The sequence below is a fragment of the Nonomuraea sp. NPDC000554 genome (assembly GCF_040300065.1).
GTDB lineage: Bacteria > Actinomycetota > Actinomycetes > Streptosporangiales > Streptosporangiaceae > Nonomuraea.
This window is the reverse complement of record NZ_JBEPDC010000014.1, coordinates 1-21,746: the sequence shown is the minus strand read 5'-3', so window position 1 is coordinate 21,746 and position 21,746 is coordinate 1. Positions and strand designations below refer to the sequence as shown.

General features: G+C 67.5%; 15 protein-coding genes and 2 pseudogenes. 8 read left to right on the top strand and 9 right to left on the bottom strand.

From position 1 onward, the window contains the following. Positions 1-647 precede the first annotated feature (647 nt). The 3 genes and pseudogenes from ABT294_RS25355 to ABT294_RS25345 all read left to right on the top strand — a co-directional run bounded on the left by ABT294_RS25355 (position 648) and on the right by ABT294_RS25345 (position 2,370). Positions 648-1,638: pseudogene (locus ABT294_RS25355) on the top strand (transposase). Continuing rightward, positions 1,635-2,057, top strand: coding sequence for a VOC family protein (locus tag ABT294_RS25350; RefSeq protein ID WP_350808741.1), 423 nt, complete (start codon positions 1,635-1,637; stop codon positions 2,055-2,057). Before ABT294_RS25355 ends, ABT294_RS25350 begins: the two are co-directional and overlap by 4 nt. 34 nt (positions 2,058-2,091) lie before the next feature. After that, the gene (locus tag ABT294_RS25345; protein WP_350808740.1) at positions 2,092-2,370 is read left to right on the top strand and encodes a helix-turn-helix domain-containing protein; all 279 of its coding nucleotides are present in this window, start codon (positions 2,092-2,094) and stop codon (positions 2,368-2,370) included. A 14-nt stretch (positions 2,371-2,384) separates the two neighbouring features. On the opposite strand, the gene ABT294_RS25340 is transcribed toward ABT294_RS25345, so the two are convergent. Beyond that, complete coding sequence (locus tag ABT294_RS25340; protein WP_350808739.1) at positions 2,385-3,365, bottom strand: aldo/keto reductase; 981 nt, start codon at positions 3,363-3,365, stop codon at positions 2,385-2,387. After that, the gene (locus tag ABT294_RS25335; protein WP_502912119.1) at positions 3,353-3,706 is read right to left on the bottom strand and encodes a DMT family transporter; all 354 of its coding nucleotides are present in this window, start codon (positions 3,704-3,706) and stop codon (positions 3,353-3,355) included. The genes ABT294_RS25340 and ABT294_RS25335 overlap by 13 nt, the downstream gene beginning before the upstream one ends. Before the next feature lie 443 nt (positions 3,707-4,149). Between ABT294_RS25335 and ABT294_RS25330 the strand changes: the two genes are divergently transcribed. Continuing rightward, positions 4,150-4,632, top strand: coding sequence for an Lrp/AsnC family transcriptional regulator (locus tag ABT294_RS25330; RefSeq protein ID WP_350808738.1), 483 nt, complete (start codon positions 4,150-4,152; stop codon positions 4,630-4,632). A gap of 430 nt (positions 4,633-5,062) precedes the next feature. Here the strand turns inward: ABT294_RS25330 and ABT294_RS25325 are convergent, their stop codons facing one another. The 3 genes from ABT294_RS25325 to ABT294_RS25315 are packed head-to-tail and all read right to left on the bottom strand — an operon-like array spanning position 5,063 to position 7,994. Beyond that, complete coding sequence (locus tag ABT294_RS25325; RefSeq protein ID WP_350808737.1) at positions 5,063-5,839, bottom strand: ABC transporter permease; 777 nt, start codon at positions 5,837-5,839, stop codon at positions 5,063-5,065. Further along, a complete protein-coding gene (locus ABT294_RS25320) occupies positions 5,836-6,780 on the bottom strand; it encodes an ATP-binding cassette domain-containing protein (protein ID WP_350808736.1) in 945 nt (314 codons plus the stop codon). Before ABT294_RS25320 ends, ABT294_RS25325 begins: the two co-directional genes overlap by 4 nt. A 5-nt stretch (positions 6,781-6,785) precedes the next feature. After that, entirely contained in the window at positions 6,786-7,994 is a 1,209-nt protein-coding gene (locus ABT294_RS25315) for a cytochrome P450 (RefSeq protein ID WP_350808735.1), read from the bottom strand. Between the two features lie 146 nt (positions 7,995-8,140). On the opposite strand from ABT294_RS25315, the gene ABT294_RS25310 reads away from it, so the two are divergent. Continuing rightward, positions 8,141-8,824, top strand: a complete 684-nt coding sequence (locus ABT294_RS25310) for a helix-turn-helix domain-containing protein (protein WP_350808734.1) — start codon at positions 8,141-8,143, stop codon at positions 8,822-8,824. 386 nt (positions 8,825-9,210) lie between these two features. Beyond that, a pseudogene (locus ABT294_RS25305) lies at positions 9,211-9,885 on the top strand (transposase); the annotation flags it as partial. Between the two features lie 87 nt (positions 9,886-9,972). Here ABT294_RS25305 and ABT294_RS25300 read toward each other — a convergent pair. Further along, positions 9,973-11,436 (bottom strand): AMP-binding protein, encoded by a 1,464-nt coding sequence (locus ABT294_RS25300; protein ID WP_350808733.1) that lies wholly within the window; start codon positions 11,434-11,436, stop codon positions 9,973-9,975. 1,453 nt (positions 11,437-12,889) lie between these two features. On the opposite strand from ABT294_RS25300, the gene ABT294_RS25295 reads away from it, so the two are divergent. Then, entirely contained in the window at positions 12,890-15,733 is a 2,844-nt protein-coding gene (locus ABT294_RS25295; RefSeq protein ID WP_350808732.1) for a helix-turn-helix transcriptional regulator, read from the top strand. A 9-nt stretch (positions 15,734-15,742) separates the two neighbouring features. On the opposite strand, the gene ABT294_RS25290 is transcribed toward ABT294_RS25295, so the two are convergent. Beyond that, positions 15,743-16,594 (bottom strand): class I SAM-dependent methyltransferase, encoded by an 852-nt coding sequence (locus tag ABT294_RS25290; protein ID WP_350808731.1) that lies wholly within the window; start codon positions 16,592-16,594, stop codon positions 15,743-15,745. 208 nt (positions 16,595-16,802) lie between these two features. Then, positions 16,803-18,323: an MFS transporter gene (locus tag ABT294_RS25285; RefSeq protein ID WP_350808730.1), complete on the bottom strand. Its 1,521-nt coding sequence runs from the start codon at positions 18,321-18,323 to the stop codon at positions 16,803-16,805. Positions 18,324-18,807: 484 nt separating this feature from the next. Here ABT294_RS25285 and ABT294_RS25280 point away from each other — a divergent pair, with 484 nt between their 5' ends. After that, positions 18,808-19,503 (top strand): TetR/AcrR family transcriptional regulator, encoded by a 696-nt coding sequence (locus tag ABT294_RS25280; RefSeq protein ID WP_350808729.1) that lies wholly within the window; start codon positions 18,808-18,810, stop codon positions 19,501-19,503. 98 nt (positions 19,504-19,601) lie between these two features. On the opposite strand, the gene ABT294_RS25275 is transcribed toward ABT294_RS25280, so the two are convergent. Continuing rightward, positions 19,602-21,746 (bottom strand): type I polyketide synthase (locus ABT294_RS25275; RefSeq protein WP_350808728.1); only part of this gene is annotated, 2,145 nt, incomplete at its 5' end.

Genomic DNA, 21,746 nt, shown 5'->3' with positions numbered 1-21,746 from the left:
CGGACGCGATCACATCTGATCGTTGATGACCCCGGCCAACTACTCCCTCAGAAGGAGCTGCACGCAACGGCGATAGCGAGCCGGTTCGTGCGGAGTTACCACCGTCAACCGTTCCGATCCATCGAATACGTGCGCTGGGCCACCGCCACCGCCCGCCTCCTCCAAGGCCGCCAGGCCGTCCCGGTCTTCCTGACACACCACCGGACCCCGTGCCCCCGCGGCCGCCGACATCTGCCCCATCATCCGGCGCGGCCGCCTGTACTCCCGCGCCGAGCACCTGTTCAAACCGCCTCCGCCGACCTGGACCCACACCGCGAAGGCTGGACGCTGCACCAGCTGCGCCACAGCGCGCTGCAGCTGCGGCAGATCGCCCCTACGGTCCTGGTTTCGGCTGAACCACGGGCCGTCACGCTGGAGGCGCTGCGCGCCGCAGGCTACGCCCCCGTCCTGGAAACCCGCCCGGAGCCATAGCCCTCGCCCGCACCGCCGGCCCCGCCGAGGACGACCGGACAAGGAGCCGGGAGCAATCATCGAAATCTGTGGATCTGGCGGGAAGGGGTACCTTCCCGGAACATCCGATGATGGTTTCGAGATAAGGCCGACGCGTCAACGTCGGTCGGGAAGGCACACCCGTGCCGCTTACCGCAGTGCCCGAACCGCCTGCTGGCGGCAGCAGCCCAACGGCCGCTTTCCCTACGCTGATCGATCAAATTGTTCGCGAAGGCGCCCGTAAGATGCTCGCCGCTGCGTTGCAGGCCGAGGTGGACGCCTACATCGCCGCCTTCGCCGATGAGCGTGACGAGAGCGGCCGGCGCCTGGTGGCGCGTAACGGCTACCACGTTCCGCGTGAGATCCTCACTGCGGCCGGCGCGGTCGAGGTGAAGGCTTCGCAGGTCAACGACAAGCGCATCGATGAGGAGACGGGCGAGCGGCAGCGGTTCTCCTCGGCGATCCTGTCGGCCTGGGCGCGTAGGACCCCGCAGATCACCGAGGTGCTGCCGCTGCTGTACCTGCACGGGCTGTCCAGCGGGACTTCGTCCCTGCCCTGGGCCAGTTCCTCGGCTCGACGGCGGGACTGTCCGCCTCGGTCATCACGCGTCTCACTGAGGAGTGGAAGCCCGAGCAGCGCGCCTTCGCCGCTCGCGACCTGTCCGGCGTCGACTACGTCTACCTGTGGGTCGACGGCATCCACGTCCACATCCGGCTGGAGGAGCACAAGCTGCGCCTGCTGGTAATGATCGGCGTGCGCGCCGACGGCCGTAAAGAGCTCGTCGCGATGACCGACAGCTACCGGGTCCACCGAGTCGTGGGCGCGCCAAGTATCCCAAGGCCGCCGCCAAGGTGGTCGACGGCCTGGATGAGCTGCTCGCCTTCTATGACTGTCCTGCCGAGCACTGGGTGCATCCGCGCACCACCAACCCGATCGAGTCCACCTTCGCCACCGTGCGGCATCGCACCAAGGTCACCAAGGGGCCCGGGTCACGCGCCGCCGGGCTGGCGATGGCATTCAAACTCATCGAGTCGGCTCAGGCCCGCTGGCGTACGGTGAACGCTCCTCACCTGGTTGCGCTGGTCCGCACTGGCGCGACCTTCATCAACGGCAAACTCGTCGACCGCCCGGAAGGGGTCGCGGCATGAACGGCAAGGCCACCAGCGGAATGCTGCACCACGTCGAGATCTGGGTCCCCGACCTGCAGCGGGCCATTGCCAGCTGGCAATGGCTGCTACAGGCGCTTGGCTACGTCCAGTTCCAAGACTGGAACGATGGCCGGAGTTGGCGTCTGGGGGTCACGTATGTGGTCCTGGAACAGTCGCCCGCGCTCAGTGCCGATCGGCACGACCGCTGCCGCCCGGGCCTGAACCACCTGGCCTTTCACGTGGGAAGCCGCGCCCAACTCGATGCCCTGGTCGAACAGGCACCGGCACACGGGTGGACTTTGATGTTCCCTGATCGTCACCCTTACGCCGGCGGGAAGCAGCACTACGCCGCCTACCTAGAGGACAAGGACGGCTTCGAAATCGAGCTGGTCGCCTCCGACGTGTCAGCCCAACCTTGACGACCGCACTGAATCCATCCACAAGTCTTGACGATTGCTCTCGCGGGTTCTCCGCGAACTCATCATCGAGGGCCTGGCCGCCGCCAAGGCCCGAGGCCAGCGCCTCGGACGGCCCCTGGCGATGCCCCCCGAACAGGTCGGACACGCCCGCGCCCTACTCCCCCAGCCCGATGCGACCATCGCCTCCATCGCCCGGTTGCTGGGCGGCAGCCGCTCCACCATCTACACATACGTGCCCGAGCTGAAGTCCAGCGGCGACCGCCAAGCCATCGCGGCCCCCGCGGCACGCGCCGAACTCACCGCCGGAGGCTGACACCATCGCCCCGTTCAAGAGTGGCCGATGATCTGGTGTGGCCGGTAGGGGGCCTCCAGGCGGGCCGTCTCCTCTTCGCTCAGAGACACATCCACCGCCGCGATCGCGTCGTCCAGATGACCCACCTTGCTCGCCCCGACGATCGGCGCGCTTACACCAGGCCTTCCGAGTAGCCACGCGAGCGCGAACTGCGCCGGAGGCAGGCCTCGTTCGCCGGCGACCGCACGCATCACGTCGACGACGTCGAAATCTGCGTCCTTGTACATGCTGTCGGCCAGGCGGTCGCTGCCGGACCGGACCGTACGCCGCTGACCGTCGCGTCGGCGGCTCCCGGTGAGCAGTCCGCGCGCCAGCGGGCTCCACGGGATGACGCCCACCCCCTGATCCAGGCAGAGCGGGATCATCTCTCGCTCCTCCTCCCGGTACACAAGGTTGTAGTGGTTCTGCATCGACACGAACCTGGTCCAGCCGGCCGTCTGAGCAGTGTGCTGCGCTTTGGCGAACTGCCAGGCGTACATGCTGGAGGCCCCGATGTAGCGTGCCTTGCCGGCCCGCACCACGTCGTGCAGGGCCTCCATGGTCTCCTCGATCGGCGTCTCGTAGTCCCAGCGGTGGATCTGGTACAGATCGACGTAGTCGGTTCCAAGCCTGGTGAGCGAGGCGTCGATGGCGGCCAGCACGTGTTTGCGGGACAGCCCTCGGTCGTTCGGGCCCGGCCCCATCGGGAAGTAGACCTTCGTGGCGAGAACGTAGTCGTCGCGGCGCGCGAAGAGCTTGCTGAGCAGCCGCCCGGTGATCTCCTCGCTCGCGCCGTCGGAGTACATGTCGGCGGTGTCGAAGAACGTCACACCGGCCTCGACCGCGCGCCGTACGATCGGCTCGGCCGCGTCCTCGCGCAGCAGCCACTCCCAGGAACCTGGATCGCCGTACGTCATCATGCCCAGGCAGATCCGGGAGACCTGCAGTCCCGATGAGCCCAGCTTCATGTATCGCATTTCGTCTTACCTTTCTGTGAGAGCGCGGTCTTCACCGCAGCTGGAGGAGGCGGCCGAAGTTCCCGATGGAGCGCGACTGAGAGCACTACGAGCCCGACTCCGGCGAGCTCGGCGAGTGAAGGGAGTTGCCGGAGCGCCACCATGCCGATCACCGTTGCCGTGGCCGGAAGCAGCGCCACCAGCAGCGCGTACGTGGAGCGAGCCATGCGTGCCATAGCAAGTTGATCGCACACGTACGGGATCACCGACGAACAGATCCCCACCCCGATCCCGGCGGCGAGCGTGACCGGGTCGATCACCGCAGGAGCGGCCTGCCCAACCGCCACCGGCGCGACGAACACACAGGCGACGAGCATGGCGGCGGCCAGCCCGTCGATGCCGCTGACGCCGAGCCGTACGGTGGGCCAGCACGATGACCGGCAGAAACTCGATCGCGGCGACGGCTCCCAGGGGTACGCGGGCGATCGCCAGGTAGAAACAGACGTTCATCGCCGCGAGCACCGCGCCCCAGGCGATGATCGTACGACGACCCTCGGCATCGAGCCGGGCGAGAGTCCGCCAGGGGCGACGCCAGAGCGCGAAAACAAGTGCGGCGCTCCAGATCCTCAGCGCCGCGACCCCGAGCGGGGCGAGCCTGGTGAACAGGAGCACAGCGAAAGCCGGGCCGAGGTAGTGGAAGACGGCGCTCCCGATGAAGTAGGTCCACGGAGGCGCCGCGGAGAGGACGGCGCGAGGGCCGGTTGGCGGCATGACCCCATCGTTGGCCAGGCCGTAATTTAGGAGAATGGCGAATCGAAAGATCAGACCCGAGCGGACATACGAACCGAAGGGAATCGACGCCCTCGACCTTCGTATCCTCGCCGAGCTGCAGGTCGACGCCAGAGTGAGCTTCGCCGAGCTGGGCCGCCGGGTCGCCTTGTCGGCCCCCGCGGTGGCCGACAGGGTGCAGCGGCTGGAGGAGACCGGAGTGATCACCGGCTATCGCGCCGAGGTCGACCCGCGGGCCCTGGGCTTTCCGGTCACAGTGATGGTTCGAATCCGCCCGGCGATCCGGGAACTCCAACGCATCTCTAAGATCGCCCAGGAAGTTCCCCAGATCGTCGAATGCTACAGAATGACCGGCGACGACTGCTTCTACTTCACGATGCACCTGCGAGCGGTCGACGAGCTCGAGCCGATCCTCGACCTGTTCACCCCGTACGGTCACACGACCACGTCTCTCATCCACACTGCGCCCGTGCCACGCCGCCCCCTGCCCCTGGAGTGAGGCTCGGGCCTGCCTTACGGACTTTCGGCGAGCTCTCCCGGTGTGCCGACGAGCGGGCCACGCTCAGCCGGGCGGGGTCACCGGCGTGACGGCCTCGTACGGGTCCCTGGTTCGATACAGACCTGCTGGTGCGGGAAGCTGATTTCGCTCCAGGAGGAAAGGGGAGGACGTCATCGTCCACCTGATGATTTTCCCGGCGGGCGGTCGCCGTGCTGGCATTTCAGCCTGTCGGACTTCAACCAGATGATGCTCATCCTGGGTATGGCCGCGCCCAGCCCACCTCGGCATCAGCCGACGTGAAGCTCTCCGCCAGTTCCCGCGTCGAGACCACCCGCGCGAAGCGCGTCTATCGAGGTCACCAGCAACATCCCAGACCATCATCAATATGACGAAGCCCACCTTAACGATCAGTTGTCAGGCCACGGTGCGTTTACGTCGTATTCCGGCCGTACCCGTTGTAGAGCCTGCGTGCCCACAGATAACTGACCAGGGCGATGCCCGCGCTCCACACAGCCGCCTCCAGGAAGCTGGACCCGGCCGGACGCCCGGCCAGCAGCGCGCGCAGCGTCTCGATGACAGGGGTGGCCGGCTGGTGCTCGGCGAACCAGCGCAAACCAGTCGGCATCGACTCGGTCGGGACGAAGCCGCTGCCGAGGAACGGCAGCAGCATCAGCGGCATCGGCAGGTTGCTGGCCGTGGCCACGTTCTTGGTGACCATGGCGAGCGCGACCGACAGCCAGGTGATCGCGAAGGTGAACATGGCCAGCACACCGACCACGCCGAGCCAGTCCAGCACCGAGGCGGACGGGCGGAACCCGATCAGCAACGCCACCACGGTCACCATGGCAATCGCGAGGAACGTCTGCACCATCGCCCCGAGTACGTGCCCGGTGAGCACTGAGACGCGGGCGATGGCCATGGTCTTGAACCTGGCGATGATGCCCTCGGTCATGTCGGTCGCCACCGAGATCGCGGTCCCCTGCGCGGCCCCGACGATCGTCGTGATCATGATGCCGGGGGTGAGGTAACCGACGTAGGCGGCGCGGTCGGCGCCGATGCCCGCGCCCATGGTGCCGCCGAAGACGTAGACGAACAGCAGCAGGAACACCACGGGCACGGACGCGAACGTGAGGATCAGCGTGGGGTAGCGCCAGATGTGTTTGACCTGGCGCCGCAGCATCGTCGCCGAGTCGGTGATCGCTCTCATCGGGAGGGCTCCTTGGTCGAGGGCTCCTGGGTCAGGGTGAGGAAGACGTCGTCCAGGTCGGGGGTGTGCACCGACAGCTCGGCGACGTCGACGGCATGCGTGTCCAGCCACTCCAGGAGCTTCCTCAGCGTCCTGACTCCGCCGGAGTCGGGGATCTGGACGGTGAGCGCCGCGTCGTTGCTGGAGGTGGCGCCGACGTGGCCGGCCGCCCTGCGGTACCCGTCAGGGTCGGCGAAGCGCACGACGATGTGGCCGCCGGGGACCATTCGCTTGAGCTCCTCAGGGGTGCCCTCGGCCACCAGCCGGCCCTGGCTGAGCAGCGCGATGCGGTCGGCGAGTACGTCGGCCTCCTCCAGGTATTGGGTGGTCAGGAAGATGGTCACGCCGTCCTGCTGGACGAGGTCCCTGACGATCTGCCACATGGTGCGGCGGCTGCGCGGGTCCAGGCCCGTGGTCGGTTCGTCCAGGAAGATGAGCCTGGGCGTGCCGACCATGGTCATGGCGAGGTCGAGCCGGCGGCGCATGCCGCCCGAGTAGGTGACCGCGGGCTTGCGCGCGGCGTCGGTGAGGTCGAAGCGCTCCAGCAGTTCGCGGACGCGCCTGCGGCCCTTGGCGCGGCCGAGGTGGAGCAGGTCGGCCATGAGTCGCAGGTTCTCCTCGCCGGTGAGGAAGCTGTCGACCGCGGAGAACTGGCCGGTGACGCCGATCGCGGCACGCACCTTGTCGGGTTCCTTGGCCAGGTCGTGCCCGGCGACCCAGATCTCGCCCGCGTCGGCCTTGATCAGGGTGGACAGGATCTGCACTGTGGTGGTCTTGCCCGCGCCGTTGGGGCCGAGCAGCGAGAAGACGGTGCCCTGCGGGATGGTGAGGTCGATGCCGTCCAGGACGCGGTGGGGGCCGTAGGACTTACGCAGCCCCGTCACCGAGACGAAGGTTCGCATCGCGTTCACCCCCGATCCCAGGTGACGGGCAGGCTGTGCACGCCGTACACCTGCGAGGGGTCGGTGCGCAGCGACAGGTCTTCAGCCGGTACGGCGAGCCGCAGCGTCGGGAAGCGGATGAGCAGCGCGGGAAACGCGACACGCATCTCGATGCGGGCAAGCTGCTGACCGAGGCACTGATGGACGCCGTGGCCGAAGGCCAGATGCCCGGCGGCCGAGCGGCGCAGATCGAGCACGTCGGGGTCGGAGAACCTGGCCGGGTCCCTGTTGGCGGCGTTGATCGCGATGACGACCGTGTCGCCCGCCTTGAGCTGCCTGCCGCCGAGCTCCACGTCCTCGAGCACGCCGCGCATACCGGTGGCGGCGACGGACAGGTAACGCAGCAGCTCCTCCACGGCGCCGACGGCCAGGTCGGGGTCGCCGCGCAGGGCGGTGAGCTGGGCCGGGTTGCGCAGCAGGGCGAAGGTGCCGAGCGCGAGCATGTTGGCGGTGGTGTCGAGCCCGGCGCCGAGCAGGAACGCTGCCACGCCACCGAGCTCCTCGTCGGTCAGGTCGCCTCCGGTGGCCAGGTCGCTGAGCAGGTCGTCGGTCGGCTTGGCCCGCTTGGTGAGCGCGAGCTCCCGCAGGTACGTGCCGAGCTCGACGAAGGCGGCGTACTGCGTCTCAGCGGTCCCGGCGTCCGACAGGGCCCGGGTGGAGCTCTGGAACTGGTCGCGGTCCTCGTACGGCACGCCGAGCAGCTCACAGATCATTTGCGCTGGAACCGGCTGCGTGAAGACCTCGACGAGGTCGGCGGGCGGCCCCTGCCGCTCCATCGCGTCGAGCCGCTCACGGGTGATCTCGGTGACCCGCTCGGTGAGCAGGTTCATCCTGCGGACGGTGAACTTGGCCGCCAGCAGCTTGCGGAAGCGGGTGTGCTGGGGTGCGTCCATGCCGGTCAGGTCGCCGACGGGGGCGGGCGGCAGGCGCCCGCCCGCCAGGGGGTGGTAGTGGGTTTCGTAGCGGGAGCTGAACCGCGGGTCGGCGAGGATCTGGCGGACCAGGTCGTATCCGGTGATCATCCAGACGCCGGGGGCGCCCTCGGGCACGGCCACGCGGGCGATTGGCTGCTCTGCGCGCAGGGCGGTGAGCGAAGGGGCGGGATCGAAGGGACAGGCGGGTGCGCGGTCGAGGGACGGAGTGACCGGCTCATCGCGATAGTACGTGTTCGTCACGATTGAAAGCTACGTTGCTTTCAGAAATTCTGTCAATCAATCGATGCACATAAGTCCAGGTCAAAGCCGATAAATTGATGCGTTGACGCTGGAGCTGAATGCAATGAAACGTTGCACTGTATGGCGCCGAACGCAATACTGGCGTCATGCCAGAAGGAAGGTTGACCCAGCGGGACCGCCAGCGCATCGCGACCGGCCTCGCCGAAGGCCGCTCCTACGCCGAGATCGCCAGGCGGCTGGACCGGCCGACCTCGACGATCAGCCGTGAGGTCGGCCGCAACGGCGGCCCCAGCGACTACCGCCCCGAGCGGGCGCACCAGGCGGCAGCGCGGCGGGCGCGGCGCGGCACCCCGGCCCGTTCGCCCGAGGCCGAACCCCAGGACCGCAAGGTCTTCGAGGTGGAAGAGGGAGCCGTCGAGATGGCGGTCGGGATGGGCCTGCCGAAAATGATGGCGCGCGTGCTCATCGGCCTGTGGCTGAGCGAGGACGGCAGGCTCACTGCGGCCGAACTGTCGCGCGGGCTGAACGTCAGTCCCGCCTCGATCTCCATGGCGGTGGGCTACCTGACCCAGCAGGGGCTGATCAGGCGCGAACGCGATCGGCAGCGGCGGCGCGACATCTACGTGGTCGACGACGACGCCTGGTACCACTCGACGGTGATCAGCTCGCGGCAGACGCTCGCGGCGGCGGAGATCGCCAAGGCGGCGGGGCAGACGCTCGGGCTCGACACGCCCGTGGGACGCCGCCTGGCCAGGGGCGGTGCGTTCCTGGAGCGGATCAGCCTGGACGCTCTGGCGTCGGCCGAACGCTGGCGCGACCTCCCGCCATGATCAGACCGCAGGGATTGCGCCCCGGATTTCAAGTGCTGTCGTCCAATCGCCCCCTCAACTCCCACGAGGCCCTGTTCGACCCGCGTAACGAAACCCCCGCTCCCAGCGCCACGCCAGCGGCACCATGTAACGAAACTCGGTGCGAGGCTCCCGAATGCGGGCTGACCGTCAGCCAGCCTGCGACGGGACGTCGCCGCCGCTACTGCTCAACCGCCTGCCGAGTTCGCGCACATCGGGCTACGACGCGATCGTGACCTACTCCGGGCTGCGCGACATCCCCGCTCAGTACCAGCCGCTTGGCAACGTCCAGCCGTACCTCGCCGTAGGGCTGCCGGCCGGCGCTGTTGCGCGAGGTGGCGGTCATGGTGACCGCGTGACCGTCGGCGATGCGCAGGGCCGCCGTAGACCCAGGTCTTCACCGGTGCGCGGCTGTAGGCAGGGGCCGCTTTGACTCGTTGTCCCTCAGGGCTCCATCCGGGGGCGGGGTCGAAGGTCCGGGGCAGGACGGGGCCGAGCTCATCGGCGGCCACGACCGTCGCTCCCGGCGGCGGGCACGTGTAGAGGGCAATGACGTGGGTCATGGCTGGTGGCCAGGAGCGGGTGTGACGGCAGCGCACGCCCTCTGCCAGCAGGATCCGCCGCACCTGCGAGCGCACCACGCCGATGCCGTTGGCGCACCATGGGACAGATCACCGCGGTGCTCAAGCGCGCCGGACGCTACAAGGTGCCCGATCGTTCAGGCCGCGCTGCGCACCGAGCACTTGGGGCAGCCCGCCGCGGCCACCGGTGCCTATGCCGCCTCGGCCCGCGCCCTGACCGCCGTGCTGGTCGCGTTGCACGAACAAGTCGCAGCGTTGCAGAAGGAGGTCGAGGCCCATCTTGAGCAGCATCCGGCCGCTGAGATCGTGCTGTCCCAGCCAGGGCTGGGAGCCGTTCTCGGCGCCCGGGTGCTCGCAGAGTTCGGCGACGACCCCGACCGTTACGCCATCGCCAAGGCACGCAAGAACCATGCCGGAACCTCTCCGATCACCCGGGCCTCGGGCAAGAAGAAGGTCATCGCCGCCCGCATCGTGCACAACGACCGACTCTTCGACGCGCTCCTCACCCAAGCGTCCATCGCCATCACCGAGTCACCCGGCGCCCGGGGCTCACGGGCTCTCGTCGAGGAAGCGCACGAGTTCCTTGCGCTCGTTCTTGCCGTTGAGCGTGAGAGGAAAGAAGGGCAGGACGCGGCAGACGGCGGGTACCTTCGCGGGCTCCAGGCGTTGCGCCAGCTCGCGCAGGACGGCGTGGGGGGCGAGGGCGCCCTCGACGAGGATGGCGAGATCGTGCCCGTCGCCCGGGGGCAGCACCGCGGCGGCACGAATGCCCGGAATGTCCATCGCGGCGGCTTCGATCTCGGTGGTGCTCATCCGGGTGCCCCTGCGTTTGAACATGTCGTCGCGCCGGCCCTCGAAGTAGAGGTAGCCGTCCTCGTCGAGGAAACCGTAGTCGCCGGTGTGCAGCCGTGTCTCGCCCGTGGCTTCGTCGCGGCGGTAGACGCGGGCGGTCAGCTCGGGGGCGCGCCAGTAGCCCGCCATCACGTTGGGCCCGGCCACCACGATCTCCCCGGTCTCGCCGGCGGGGAGCGGCGAGCCGTCGTCACCGAGGATCAGCACCTGGGTGCCGGGCAGAGGGCGGCCGACCGAGTCGGGGCGTTCGCGGTCCAGCTCCGGCTCCATGATGGTGACCCGCTTGCACTCGGTGACCCCGTACATCCGCACCACGCGTGCACCGGGGAAGCACTCGCGCAGGCCCTCGATGGTCGCGGCAGGCAGCGCGGCGCCGGTGCTGGTGAACATCCGCACGGCGGGCGCGGAGCCGGGAGCTCGCCGGCCCAGGGTCGTGAGCATGGCGCCCAGCGAAGGGACGATCGGCACGACGGTCGCACCGCACTCCTGGAGCTGACTCAACAGCGCCAGGTCGGGCCCGTCGCCGGCCATCACCAGCTCGGCGTGCCCGAGCGCGGAGAGGAAGATCTGATAGAGGCCGTAGTCGAAGGACATCGGCGACCGGCAGAAGACCACGTCCCCGGGACCGTAGCCGAGCACCGCGTTGATGGCGGACGCCGCGAAGGTCACCTGTGCGTGCGGGCACACCACCGCCTTGGGCGCCGCCGTGCTGCCCGAGGTGTACATCAGGACGGCCACGTCTTCCGGCCGGGCCTCGGCCGGCTGGTCCGGGGCGGGGCCTCCGGCGAACGCCGCCACTTCACTCCAGAGGTCGTCGATCCCGTGCACGGGCACGTCGGCGGTCTCCTGCAGTGCCTTGCCACCGCCGATAACCAGCTTGGGCTCGGAGTCCTCCAGTACGGACCGCAGGTGGTAGGCCTTCATCCCGGGGTTCAAGGGCACGAAGACGGCACCGAGCCGGGAGGCGCCGTAGATGATGGGAACCGTCTCCCGCGCATTGGGCAGTTGCACAATGATCCGGTCGCCAGGCTCGACCCCCTTGGACGCCAGCCAGGCGGCGAAAGCGTGACTGAGCTCGACGACCCGCCGGTAGCTCCAGGGACCACGCGCGTCACGCACCGATACCCCGTCCGGATTCGCGGCCGCGGCCTCGTCCAGCATTTCGTGAATGAGTCGCGACCGCGGGGAATACGCCGTGGAAATAGAGCCGTTCATTCAAGCCTCCCGCCTCGAGCCGGGGAAAGGAATTTTCTCCGGCAGCCGGTACGCATTTCGCGTGCAACCGGAAGCCGGCCAGGCCGATACCGAAACTACGCGGGGGCTCCTGCGAGCTGACCCCCTATGCCACCCCTACACGGGGTGCCGTACGCCGCGTACGCCCCCAGAGCCGGGGGCCCGACCGTGCCGCACGAAGCCCCCGGGCCGAGTGACCGAAGAGCCACCCCTACGCCATGAACAGGGCGGTATGCCCGTGGCCGACCGTCATCCCACCTGCAGGCGAGCAACTCACGCCATAATGATCTTGGAATCCTGTCGGATGTCCACAAGCTCCAGGACGTGAAGGCTGCTCACATGCGAGAGTTTCAAAGGTCTCCCCGTGCGACAACACCACAAGAGGCACGGCGCCAGCAGATTGGCGGCTTCCGGGTTGACGCGATCCATAAATCGGGCCGACCGAAAAAATCGGCCCATCGGCCCAGTTGAGCGCCGGTCCGAGGCCGGAGAATCGGTCGCCACGGTTTACGGATATTGGCGTTCAGGACTACGGTGTGCACTGTCTGTGCGGCCATCTGTCACTGCGGCGACGTTTTCTTGACTTTTGCCGATGTATAACATTACCGTGACGGTTTGGCGCCCGTTCATGATTCGGTCAGGGCGCGGTGTCCGCCGTACGGCGCGTTTCCGAGCGCGCCCCGCAGCGTAAGTCACTCATACGCATGATGGAGACGTGGCCGCATATGTTACAAGGATTTTCGGGCGCCGGCGAGGGCGCGAAAACCGGCGCCGTCCCCAGCCCTTATTGGACTGTCCGTTCTGCGGCGCCGAAGCACGATGGTGAGGTTGCCTGGCGCCGCGGAGAAATCGGGCACGCGGTTGTCGGGTCGCCACCTAGCAGGCCGTGGAGTGGACGCGCCACCGGAGCACAATCCGCCGTCCGGTCGTAGCGTTCACCACGAGTCATCGATTTCAGAGGGGGCAGGGGATCCTTTCCGTTCTCACCCGTGGCGACCGCTCGCCACTGGACATCGCCCGGCATCAGGACCGCCGGCTCGCCCCGGCCGCCGGCGACGGTGGCCGTGTCCCGCTCACTGACCGCAGCGACACGGCCACGCCGGCCTGCCCGGACAACAGGCCGCCCCGGTTCGGTGCAGGCTCACGCGAGGACCCACGGTCGTGGATCGGCAGACCGCCGACGCCACCCGCAGCGCCGAAGTCCGACCGCCGTCACGGCCGTGCCGCCACGAAGTGGCCGGTGACACCTCCAAGGCCTGCGCGCGAGAGGGGTCGGGCGTCTTTCATGAAACGCCGAATGAACCGGCACGAACACACAGAGGTCGGCTGTCCGACGCCCATTTGAACTTCCTCCACGACCGAACCGGTGAAAGGAGAGTCGATGCAGTTCGCCGAATGCGAACCAGGAATCACCCTCCTCAACACCATGCTCGCGGAAAGTGAGCATGGCTGGGGAAGAATCGCGATGATAACCGGCCCGCCCGGTTCCGACAAGCATCGGGTACTGCATGCCTTCACCGACTCCGCGGTGAAGTCGGGCGCCACGCATCTGAGCGCCACGTGCTTACGGAACGAGCAGAACATCTCACTGGGAGTCATCCATCAGGTTTCGCAGAGCCTGAGTGCCGCGCTCGGCGAGGTGCCCCCCGCGTTGCAGCTTCTGCAGGAGGCCGTATTCAATGCGGGGCCGCGGGGGATCCGCCCGGAGGACCTCAATTGGATCGGCGTCACGCATGGCCTGTGGGAGATCATCACCAACCACGCGCGGGACGGCGCGGTATTGATAACGACAGAGGACGTGCAATACGCGGACCCGGTGTCGTTGGATATTCTACTGCACTTCATAAACCGTCTCCACGCCGCGAACGTCTTCATGGTTTTCACCGTCAACGAGGGGCCGAACGGGGTGCCGCTCAGAATCCAGAGCGACCTCATGCACCATCCGCAGTGCCGCCGCATAAAAGTGTCGCCCTACTCGTCGAGCACCATTTCCCGGATAGCGCAGACGCATCTAGGAATCGAACCTGACGATCCGCTGGTGGCCGAGATCCACCGGCTCAGCGGCGGAAACGCCCTTCTTGTGCGCTCGCTGATCGAGGACCAGCAGAACGCGGGCGGCGACGGGACGGGGCTGGTGGTCCACGACGGCTTCTCCGGGTCCGTGAGCACACTCTTGCACCGCATCGGGAGCACGCCCTTGCGGGTCCTGCGTGCCGCCGCCGTGCTGGACGCGTCCGCTTCTCCCACGCTGCTGGCCGAGATGTTGCACATCAAGCAGCCGACCGTGGTCCGTACTCTGGAATGGCTGGCGGAGATCGGCCTCCTGGGCACGGACGGCTTCCGCCACCCCGCCGCCAGGGAGGCCGTCCTCGACTCCACGGAGCCCGATGCCCTGAGAGAGCTAAACGGGCGCGCCGCCCAGCTGTTGCACGCGACCGGCGTACAGCCCACGGTGATCGCTGACCACCTCCTCGCCGCCAGCACGATGAGCGAGCCCTGGGCGCTGGACGTGTTGCGCGAAGCCGCTGATCAGGCGCTGGCGACCGACGAGTACGAGCTCGCCGTGCGGTACCTCCGTCACGCGGCGGACCTGTGCTCGGGAGACGACGAGCGTGTCATGGTCACCTTGGCGCTGACCAAGGCCACATGGCGGATCAACCCCTCCACCGCCACCACGTACACCCCTATGCTCATGCGGGCCGCACGGGACGGCCGGCTGACCGGCCGGGACCTGCACTGGCTTCTCACGTGCGTGCTCTGGCACGGCCAGTACGACGAGGCCGAGGAACTCTTCGCGCTGCTGGAGCGGGCAGAGCAGGACGAGGGCCAGGAGGGTGAGGGAAGCGCCGCGTGGCGCCTCGCAGCCGACCACTGGGTGGCCAGCACGCACCCCCCGGTTCTGCACCGGCTGCGTGGGACGTACCGGCCCTCTCCCCTGCGCGAGGGGAGCGAGCGGCATCCGGCCCATTCGTACGCGAGGACGATCGCCGCGCTCGCCGCCACCCTGCGAGAAGGCGAGACCGAGGCGGCCCTGAAGACGGCGGAGAAGGTCCTCCACTCGGTCCAGCTCGAAGGCTGCAACATCGAGCTGGTCGAAGCGGCCCTGTCCTGCTTCATCTATGCCGACCGCATCCAGGAGGCGTCGTTCCTCGTCGAGAACCTGTTCGCGCTGGCGGAGCGGCGCTCCTCGCCCACGTGGCTGAGCGTGCTCGCCGCGTTCCGCGCGCACATCGCCGAGCGCCAGGGCGAGCTGCTGGAAGCCGTCGAGTACGGGCGCCTTTCACTGCGCACCCTGCCGGCGAGAAGCCTGGGCGTGCTCGCGGCCCTGCCGCTGGCCAGCCTCATCGAGGCCCATACGGAGATGGGCCAGTACCAGGAGGCCGAGCAGTACCTGCGCCAGCCGCTGCCGGAGACGGTATACCAGACCCGGTACGGGCTGCACTACCTCTTCGCGCGGGGCCACTACAGAGTGGCGGTCGGCCAGTTGCACGCGGGCCTCAGCGACGTCCTGAAGTGCGGGACGCTGATGCGATCCTGGGAGGTCGACACGCCTTTGCTCATCCCCTGGCGCCTCGGGGCGGCGGGAGTCTCTGTCGTGCTGAAGAACAACGCCCGCGCCCGGAAGTACCTGGAACTCCATCAGGCACTTCCGCATGGCCACTCCCCCAGAATCCGGGGGTTCGCGCTGATGGTGCTCGCCTCCGCCGAGGATGTGGGACGAAGGCCGCCACTGCTCCGCAAAGCCGTCGACATGCTCCAGGACTCCGGCCACAAGATGGAGTTGGCGCACGCGCTGGCTCGCCTCAGCCACTCCCTCGCCGCCCTGGGCGAGACGGACAAAGCCCGGCTCATCGGCCAGCAGGCGGACCGGGTCGGTCGGCGCTGCCACGCCGAGCCCTTACGCCAGTCGGTGGCGAGCACTTTCGACGACGACTTCGGCATGATGACCACCGGCAACGATCAGAACGCACTCAGCCCCGCCGAGTACCGCGTCGCCTCGATGGCGGCACTCGGCTACACGAACCGGGAGATCGCGACGAGAGCGCATATCACCATCAGCACGGTTGAGCAGCACCTCACTCGCATTTACCGAAAGCTCGGTGTGAACGGCCGGAACGATCTGCCACGCCTGTTCTCGTCGAAAGAGCTCGGTGCCGCGAACGGAAACGTGTTCGCCACGGAGGATTCCGAGCACCTTCCCGGTCCGGCGTCCGTGCCCCTGTGATGGATGGCGCTATGAGGCATGCGGCACTCTCCCGCCAGGCGCTTCCGGTTTGCGCACGACGAAAACCGCCCACCCGACCTCCATCCGGTCGATGGCGGCCTGCACCTCTTCACAGGACGAGGAGAAGGCGAGCATCTTGTCCCGGGCTTCGACGTCTGCCATCCGTTCTGCACGCGTCCTGGCCGCCTCTGCGTTTCCCTGGAACGTCCTCCGGAGGAAGCCGGTCACGTTGAAGACCGAGCTGATTTCGAATCCCGCCTCCTCCAGCGCGGAGTGGTGTTCCAGGAGCGTGTAGCCGTCGTTCCACCCGAACTTGTCGTAGACGTTTGTCCGGGTGTGCTCGCTGATGCTCGCCTGGGGCTGGTAGAAGTCGCTGAAGGCGAAGACGCCTCCGCGGCGCAGCACGCGGCGGATCTCCAGATAGCCGTGCGGCTTGTCCGGCACCTTGTGCAGCGCACCGTGGCTGACGACGTGGGTGAAGCTGCCAGGTTCGTAGGGCAGACGCATCACCGATGCGCGCCGGAAGCCGACGTCGAGACCGTGGGGCTGGTTCGTGCACAGGTCCTGGGCGAACCTGACGTACTCCTCGCTCTGGAAGATCCCCTCGCCTCGGCAGCCGAACCACTTGGCGAAGTACATCAGCAGGCATTCGCAGTGGTCACCCACCTCGAGGACCCTGCACGAACCGTTGATCCCCGCCCTGGCCGCGAGAAAGGCGGCGGTCTGCTCGACGGTCGTCCGGTAGTCGTCCTGGGGATTCTCCCTGGCATTCTCGCGGAAGTCGTCGGCTGGGTGGTCGGCTTCATGTACTGCGCCATAGCCCTTGAAATTCAAAAAGGTATGACTGCTCTGGTCGTACATGTCTCCGACTTCCCTCCGACTATAAGGATGACAGCGGTCGTGGCAGCGTACCCGTGCCCGCCGACGCGAACGCGGCGACGATAAATCGCGTTCGTCTCGTGAAGACTTTCGCCTACCTCGAAGAGTGCCCGGATTCCGTCACGCGCTCAATGGGGCTGTCCCCCCTATTTTCCGGTCTTTCCCGCCGTAAACGATGCGGCCCGTCGCCTCACGAAGCTTTTTGCACCTCGCGAATGTTGAGGAACGCGAGGATCCCCATGATGAGCATGATGACCGCACCGGCGAGAGCGGCGATCTGCATGCCGTCGACGTAAGCCTCGCGCGCCACGGCGGCCAGAGCCGTGCCCATCGCCTGCGGGAGCTCGCCGGCGACCGACAGCGCACCGCCGAGGGTCTCGTGCGCCACCACGGCGGCCTCCGGCGGAACGTCGTTGGGCAGGTCGGCGGCGAGGGTGCTGCGGTAGACGGCCACGCCGATGCTGCCGAGGATGGCCGCCCCGAGCGCCTGCCCGAACTCCGTGGAGGACTCGAACAGCCCCGAGGCGGATCCCGCCTTCTCAGGCGGCGCCGTGGCGACCACCATGGTCGACGCCAGCGCTTGCACCGATCCGATCCCCCAGCCCAGCAAGAACAGGCCGCTGAACAGCAACGGCAGGTTGACGTCCGTGCTCAGCTGCGAGATCAGCAGGAAGCCGACCGCTCCGAAGACCATGCCTGAGCCCATGATGTGGCCGGGCCGGAACCACCGCGTCAGCGCAGCCCCGAGCACCGAGCCGGCCGCCGAGCTGACGGCCGTCGGCACGGTCATCAGCCCGGCCACGATGGGCCGCATCTCGAGCACCGACATCAGGTACTGGGTGATGAAGTAGAACGTCCCGACCAGGGCGAAAACCGCGAGAGTGGCGGTGATCAGGGACACGGTGAACGCCTGCCGCCGGAAGAGCGCCAGGTCCAGCATGGGGTCGGGCAACTTTCGCTGCCTGCGCAAGAAGAGAGCCAGGAACACCAGCCCGACCACCGCGCTGATCCACATCGTCGCGGAGAAGTTCTGCTCGGCGGCCATCTTCACCGCGTACACCATCGGAAGAGCGGTGAGGAGGACGAGGACCGCGCTGAGGAGGTCGAACTTTCCTGGATTGGGGTCACGATACTCCGGCAGGAGCGGGCCGAGCACCAGTAACAGGACCATGATCGGAACGCTGATCAGGAAGACCGCACCCCACCAGAAGCTCTCGAGCAGCCACCCGCCGACGATCGGCCCGGCCACGCTGCCGAGGGTGAAGACCGCGGCCCAAATCGCGATGGCCATCTGGAGTTGACGGGCATCGGTGAACATGACCCGGATGAGGGCGAGGGTCGGCGGCATCAGCGTCGCCGCCGCGGCCCCCTGCAGACCGCGCGCGACGATGAGCAACTCGGCGTTGGGCGCGTACGCCGCAAGCGCCGAGGTGATGCCGAACGCCACCGCGCCCAGCAGGAGCAGGCGCCGGCGGCCGATCCGGTCACCCAGATTGCCCATCGGGATGAGAAGCCCGGCCAGCAGGAAGGCGTAGATGTCCACGATCCACAGCTGCTGCGTACCGCTCGGTTCCAGTTCGGCGGTCAGTGACGGGAGCGCGAAGAACAGCACCGTCACCGTGACGGAAATGAGCAGCACAGGCAGCATGAGGATCGCGAGGCCGACCCATTGCCTCCAGCCCGCCTTGGCGTCGCTTTCAGCGATATCCATCGTTCACACCCTCTCATACTGTGTACGTAATATTTACAGTACACCATATGTCATGTCGAGGAAGTCTCTCGTCAAACAAATATTCACCGGGCGGCCCGCGTCTACGCTGACATAATCCCAGCTCGCAGCTGCCTCCTTGCCAATAGCCTTTCTGTCGGGCGAAATTTTCGTCACACTCATCCAGCCTTCTTTTCATCACATTCATGCGTGATATGCTTTCGTCACGATGGAAGATCGTGACGAAATAAGGGCTGCCATGCTGACGTGTGCACAGTGCGGTAAGGAGCTCACACCCTCTCCCCGCGGGCGCAAGCCCCGCTACTGCTCGCGCTCGTGCCAGGCCCGCGCCTACCGGGCCCGTCTCGACTCTGGAACGGGCCAGGGAGCCTGGCGGGAGAAGCAGGACGAGCAGCTCTCACCTCCTCGTCCGGCACGTCCGGTCCCCAGCGGGCGTGTCACGCGTGAGGAAGTTCATCGGACCGACGTGGGCCTCTCCCGGGAGCGGATCGTGTGGGCCGCCATCCAGATCGCCAACGCCGACGGCCTGGAGAGCATGTCCATGCGGCATGTCGCGAACGTGCTCGGCGTCAAGGTGATGTCGCTGTACAACTACATCGACGGGAAGGACGAGCTGATCGACCTGATGGTGGAGGCGGTGTTCAGCGAGGGCGGGGACTCCGATCCCCGGCCCGGCAGAGGCTGGCGGGCCGAGCTCGAGGCCGCTGCCAGGTGGGAGTGGGCGTTGTACTCGTCGTACCCCTGGGTCCTGGAGGTCATCGCGACCGTGCAGCCGCCGCTCGTCCCCAGTCTCCTCGCCCGCTTCGAACGGGGTCTGGGCACATTCGACGGCCTGGGCCTCGATCCCGTCACGACCCATCGGATCTATCTCGGCGTGAGCGGCATCGCGCAGGGGCTGGCGCTGCTCCGGGTGAGCGAGATCGCATCTGAGCGGCGGGGTGGCGGAATCTCGTTGAGCCAGTGGCGGGCCGTGAAGGTGCCGGCGGTACTCGAGGAACTGGGCACCGACAGATATCCCAGACAGGCCGCGCTGCGGAACAGTCCGGAGGTCATCTCGGACCTGGAGGAGATATTCGAGTTCAGCCTGCAGCGCCTCCTGGACGGCATCGCCCGGTTCCTGGAGAGCGAGACCGGGCAGAGCACCTTCCCCTCCCGCTTCTGATCGCGGCCCCGCTCTGGTACGTCCTTGCCCACGGATCAATGACCGCGCCCTCGGCGCCCCGGTCGGTCCAGGCCTCGGCATCTCGGTCGTTTCACCGCTCACGCGCCGTTCGAACGCCCGTCGGACGGTTTGAGCCACTCCTCGATGGCCTGCGCGATCGACCCCGCCTCGCCCTCCAGCATGGTGAGGTGGTCGCCGCGGACCTCGCACAGATCGTGCTTCAAGTGCCACGAAGCACGCCAGTTCCCGACCCGGGACCTCTCGCCGTCGGGGCCTGAGGGCAAGGGGGTGTCCGGCCTGAGGAAGAGCACGGGGATTTCGACGTCGACCACCTCCGTCTCTCTGAAGAGCCGGTAGTACCGCCCCATGGCCGTCATCCTCGTGTCACTGAAGGGGCCGAAGGTTTCTGCCCGGTCGAACATCCCTTCCAGCATCTGGCCACCGAGCTCATCGATGACCTCGCTGCCAGGAAGGAAGGTGTCCAGCAGGACGAGACCTTGCGGACGTACCCCCTTCTGCTCCAGATACGTGACGGCCGCGTGCGCGAAGTTGCCTCCGCCGCAGTAGCCGATCATCACGAACGGGTCGTCACCGGCCGTCTCCTGAATGGATTCCGCCCACATGCGCACGATGACGTCTACGGTGTCCGGAAGGCTGTCGTCTGGGGCATATCCCGGCACTTGAAGCGCATACAGGTCACGCACTCCCTGGAAATGCACGGCCAGCCGCGCGAACTGGGCGGCGCCGCCCAGCGCCATCGGCGTGCTGAAGCAGAACAGCTTCGGCAGCGCCGGGCCTGAGGCCAAGGCCAGCGGCCGGTACGAGCGGTCCAGGTCGTCCAGCGTGCGGAACGACGGCCTGAGCTTCGCCGCCGCCTCCAGCATCTCCAACCCCTCCCGCAGCTTCCCCGTGGGAGCCGCGTCGCGCAGCATCGACGCGAGCATTCCACCCGCATCCGGCCCTGCGGCACCGGAGGACGGGGTCCGGGCGATTTCAGCGTCGAACGAGATCTCGTCCGCTATGTAGCGGGCCAGCGCCGCGGCGGTGCCGTAGTCGAAGACCGCTGTCGCCGGCATCCGCAGGCCCGTCGCCTTGTTCAATACGTTGCGCAGTTCCATCGCGGTGAGTGAATCGAAACCGGCTTCGAGGAAGTTCTGCTCCGCCCGGATCGCATCCGGCTCGCTGTATCCGATCACTTTCGCCGCGCACTCGCGCACCAACTTGGTGAGCTCACCGACCTGCTCGGCCGGGGACAGCCCGGCCAGGCGCTGTTGTAGTGCTGTTTGGTTGGTTGCGGTGGTTGTGGTGTTTGCGGTGCGGCGTGTGGGGGTGTGGGTCAGTTCGCGGAGGATGGGGGGTATGCCGTCGTGGCGTTTGGTGAGGGTGTGGGTGTTGATGGGGAGGGGGAGGAGGTGGGGTTGGGGGGTGGTGAGGGCGGTGTCGAGGAGTTGGTTGCCTTGGGTGGTGGTGATGGGGTGGTAGCCGGCTTGTTCGATGCGGGTGATGTCGGTGGTGGTGAGGTGGGCGCTCATGCCGCTGGGTTGTTGCCAGAGTCCCCAGGCGAGGGATTGGGCGGGTAGGCCGGTGGCTTGCCGGTGGATGGCCAGGGCGTCGAGGAAGGCGTTGGCTGCGGAGTAGTTGCCTTGTCCGGCGCTGTCGAGGGTGGCGGCGGAGGAGGAGTAGAGGACGAACGCGGCCAGGTCGAGGTGGCGGGTGGCGTGGTGGAGGTGCCAGGCGGCGTCGGCTTTGGGGCGTAGCACCCGGTCGATCTTGTCGGGGGTGAGGGAGGTGATCACGCCGTCGTCGAGCACGCCGGCGGTGTGGAAGAGCGCGGTCAGGGGGTGCTCGGCGGGGACGCGGTCCAGGAGTGTGGTGACCTGGCTGGGGTCGGACAGGTCGCAGGCGACGATGTCGACGGACGCGCCTGCGGCTTCCAGGTCGGTGCGGAGTTGGTCGGCGTCGGGGGCTTGTTCTCCTCTGCGGGAGGCGAGCAGCAGGTGTTTGACGTGGTGGTGGCCGGCGAGGTGGCGGGCGAGGATGGCGCCCAGTCCGCCGGTGCCGCCCGTGACCAGCACGGTTCCGTGCGGGTCCATGCCATGCGGGACGGTCAGCGCGATCTTGCCGGTGTGGCGGGCCTGGGCCATGAACCGGAACGCCTGCCGGGCCTGCCGTACTGGCCAGCACCGGACGGGTAACGCTGCCAGTTCGTGTTCGGTGAACAGGTGGAGCAGGTGGTTGAGGAT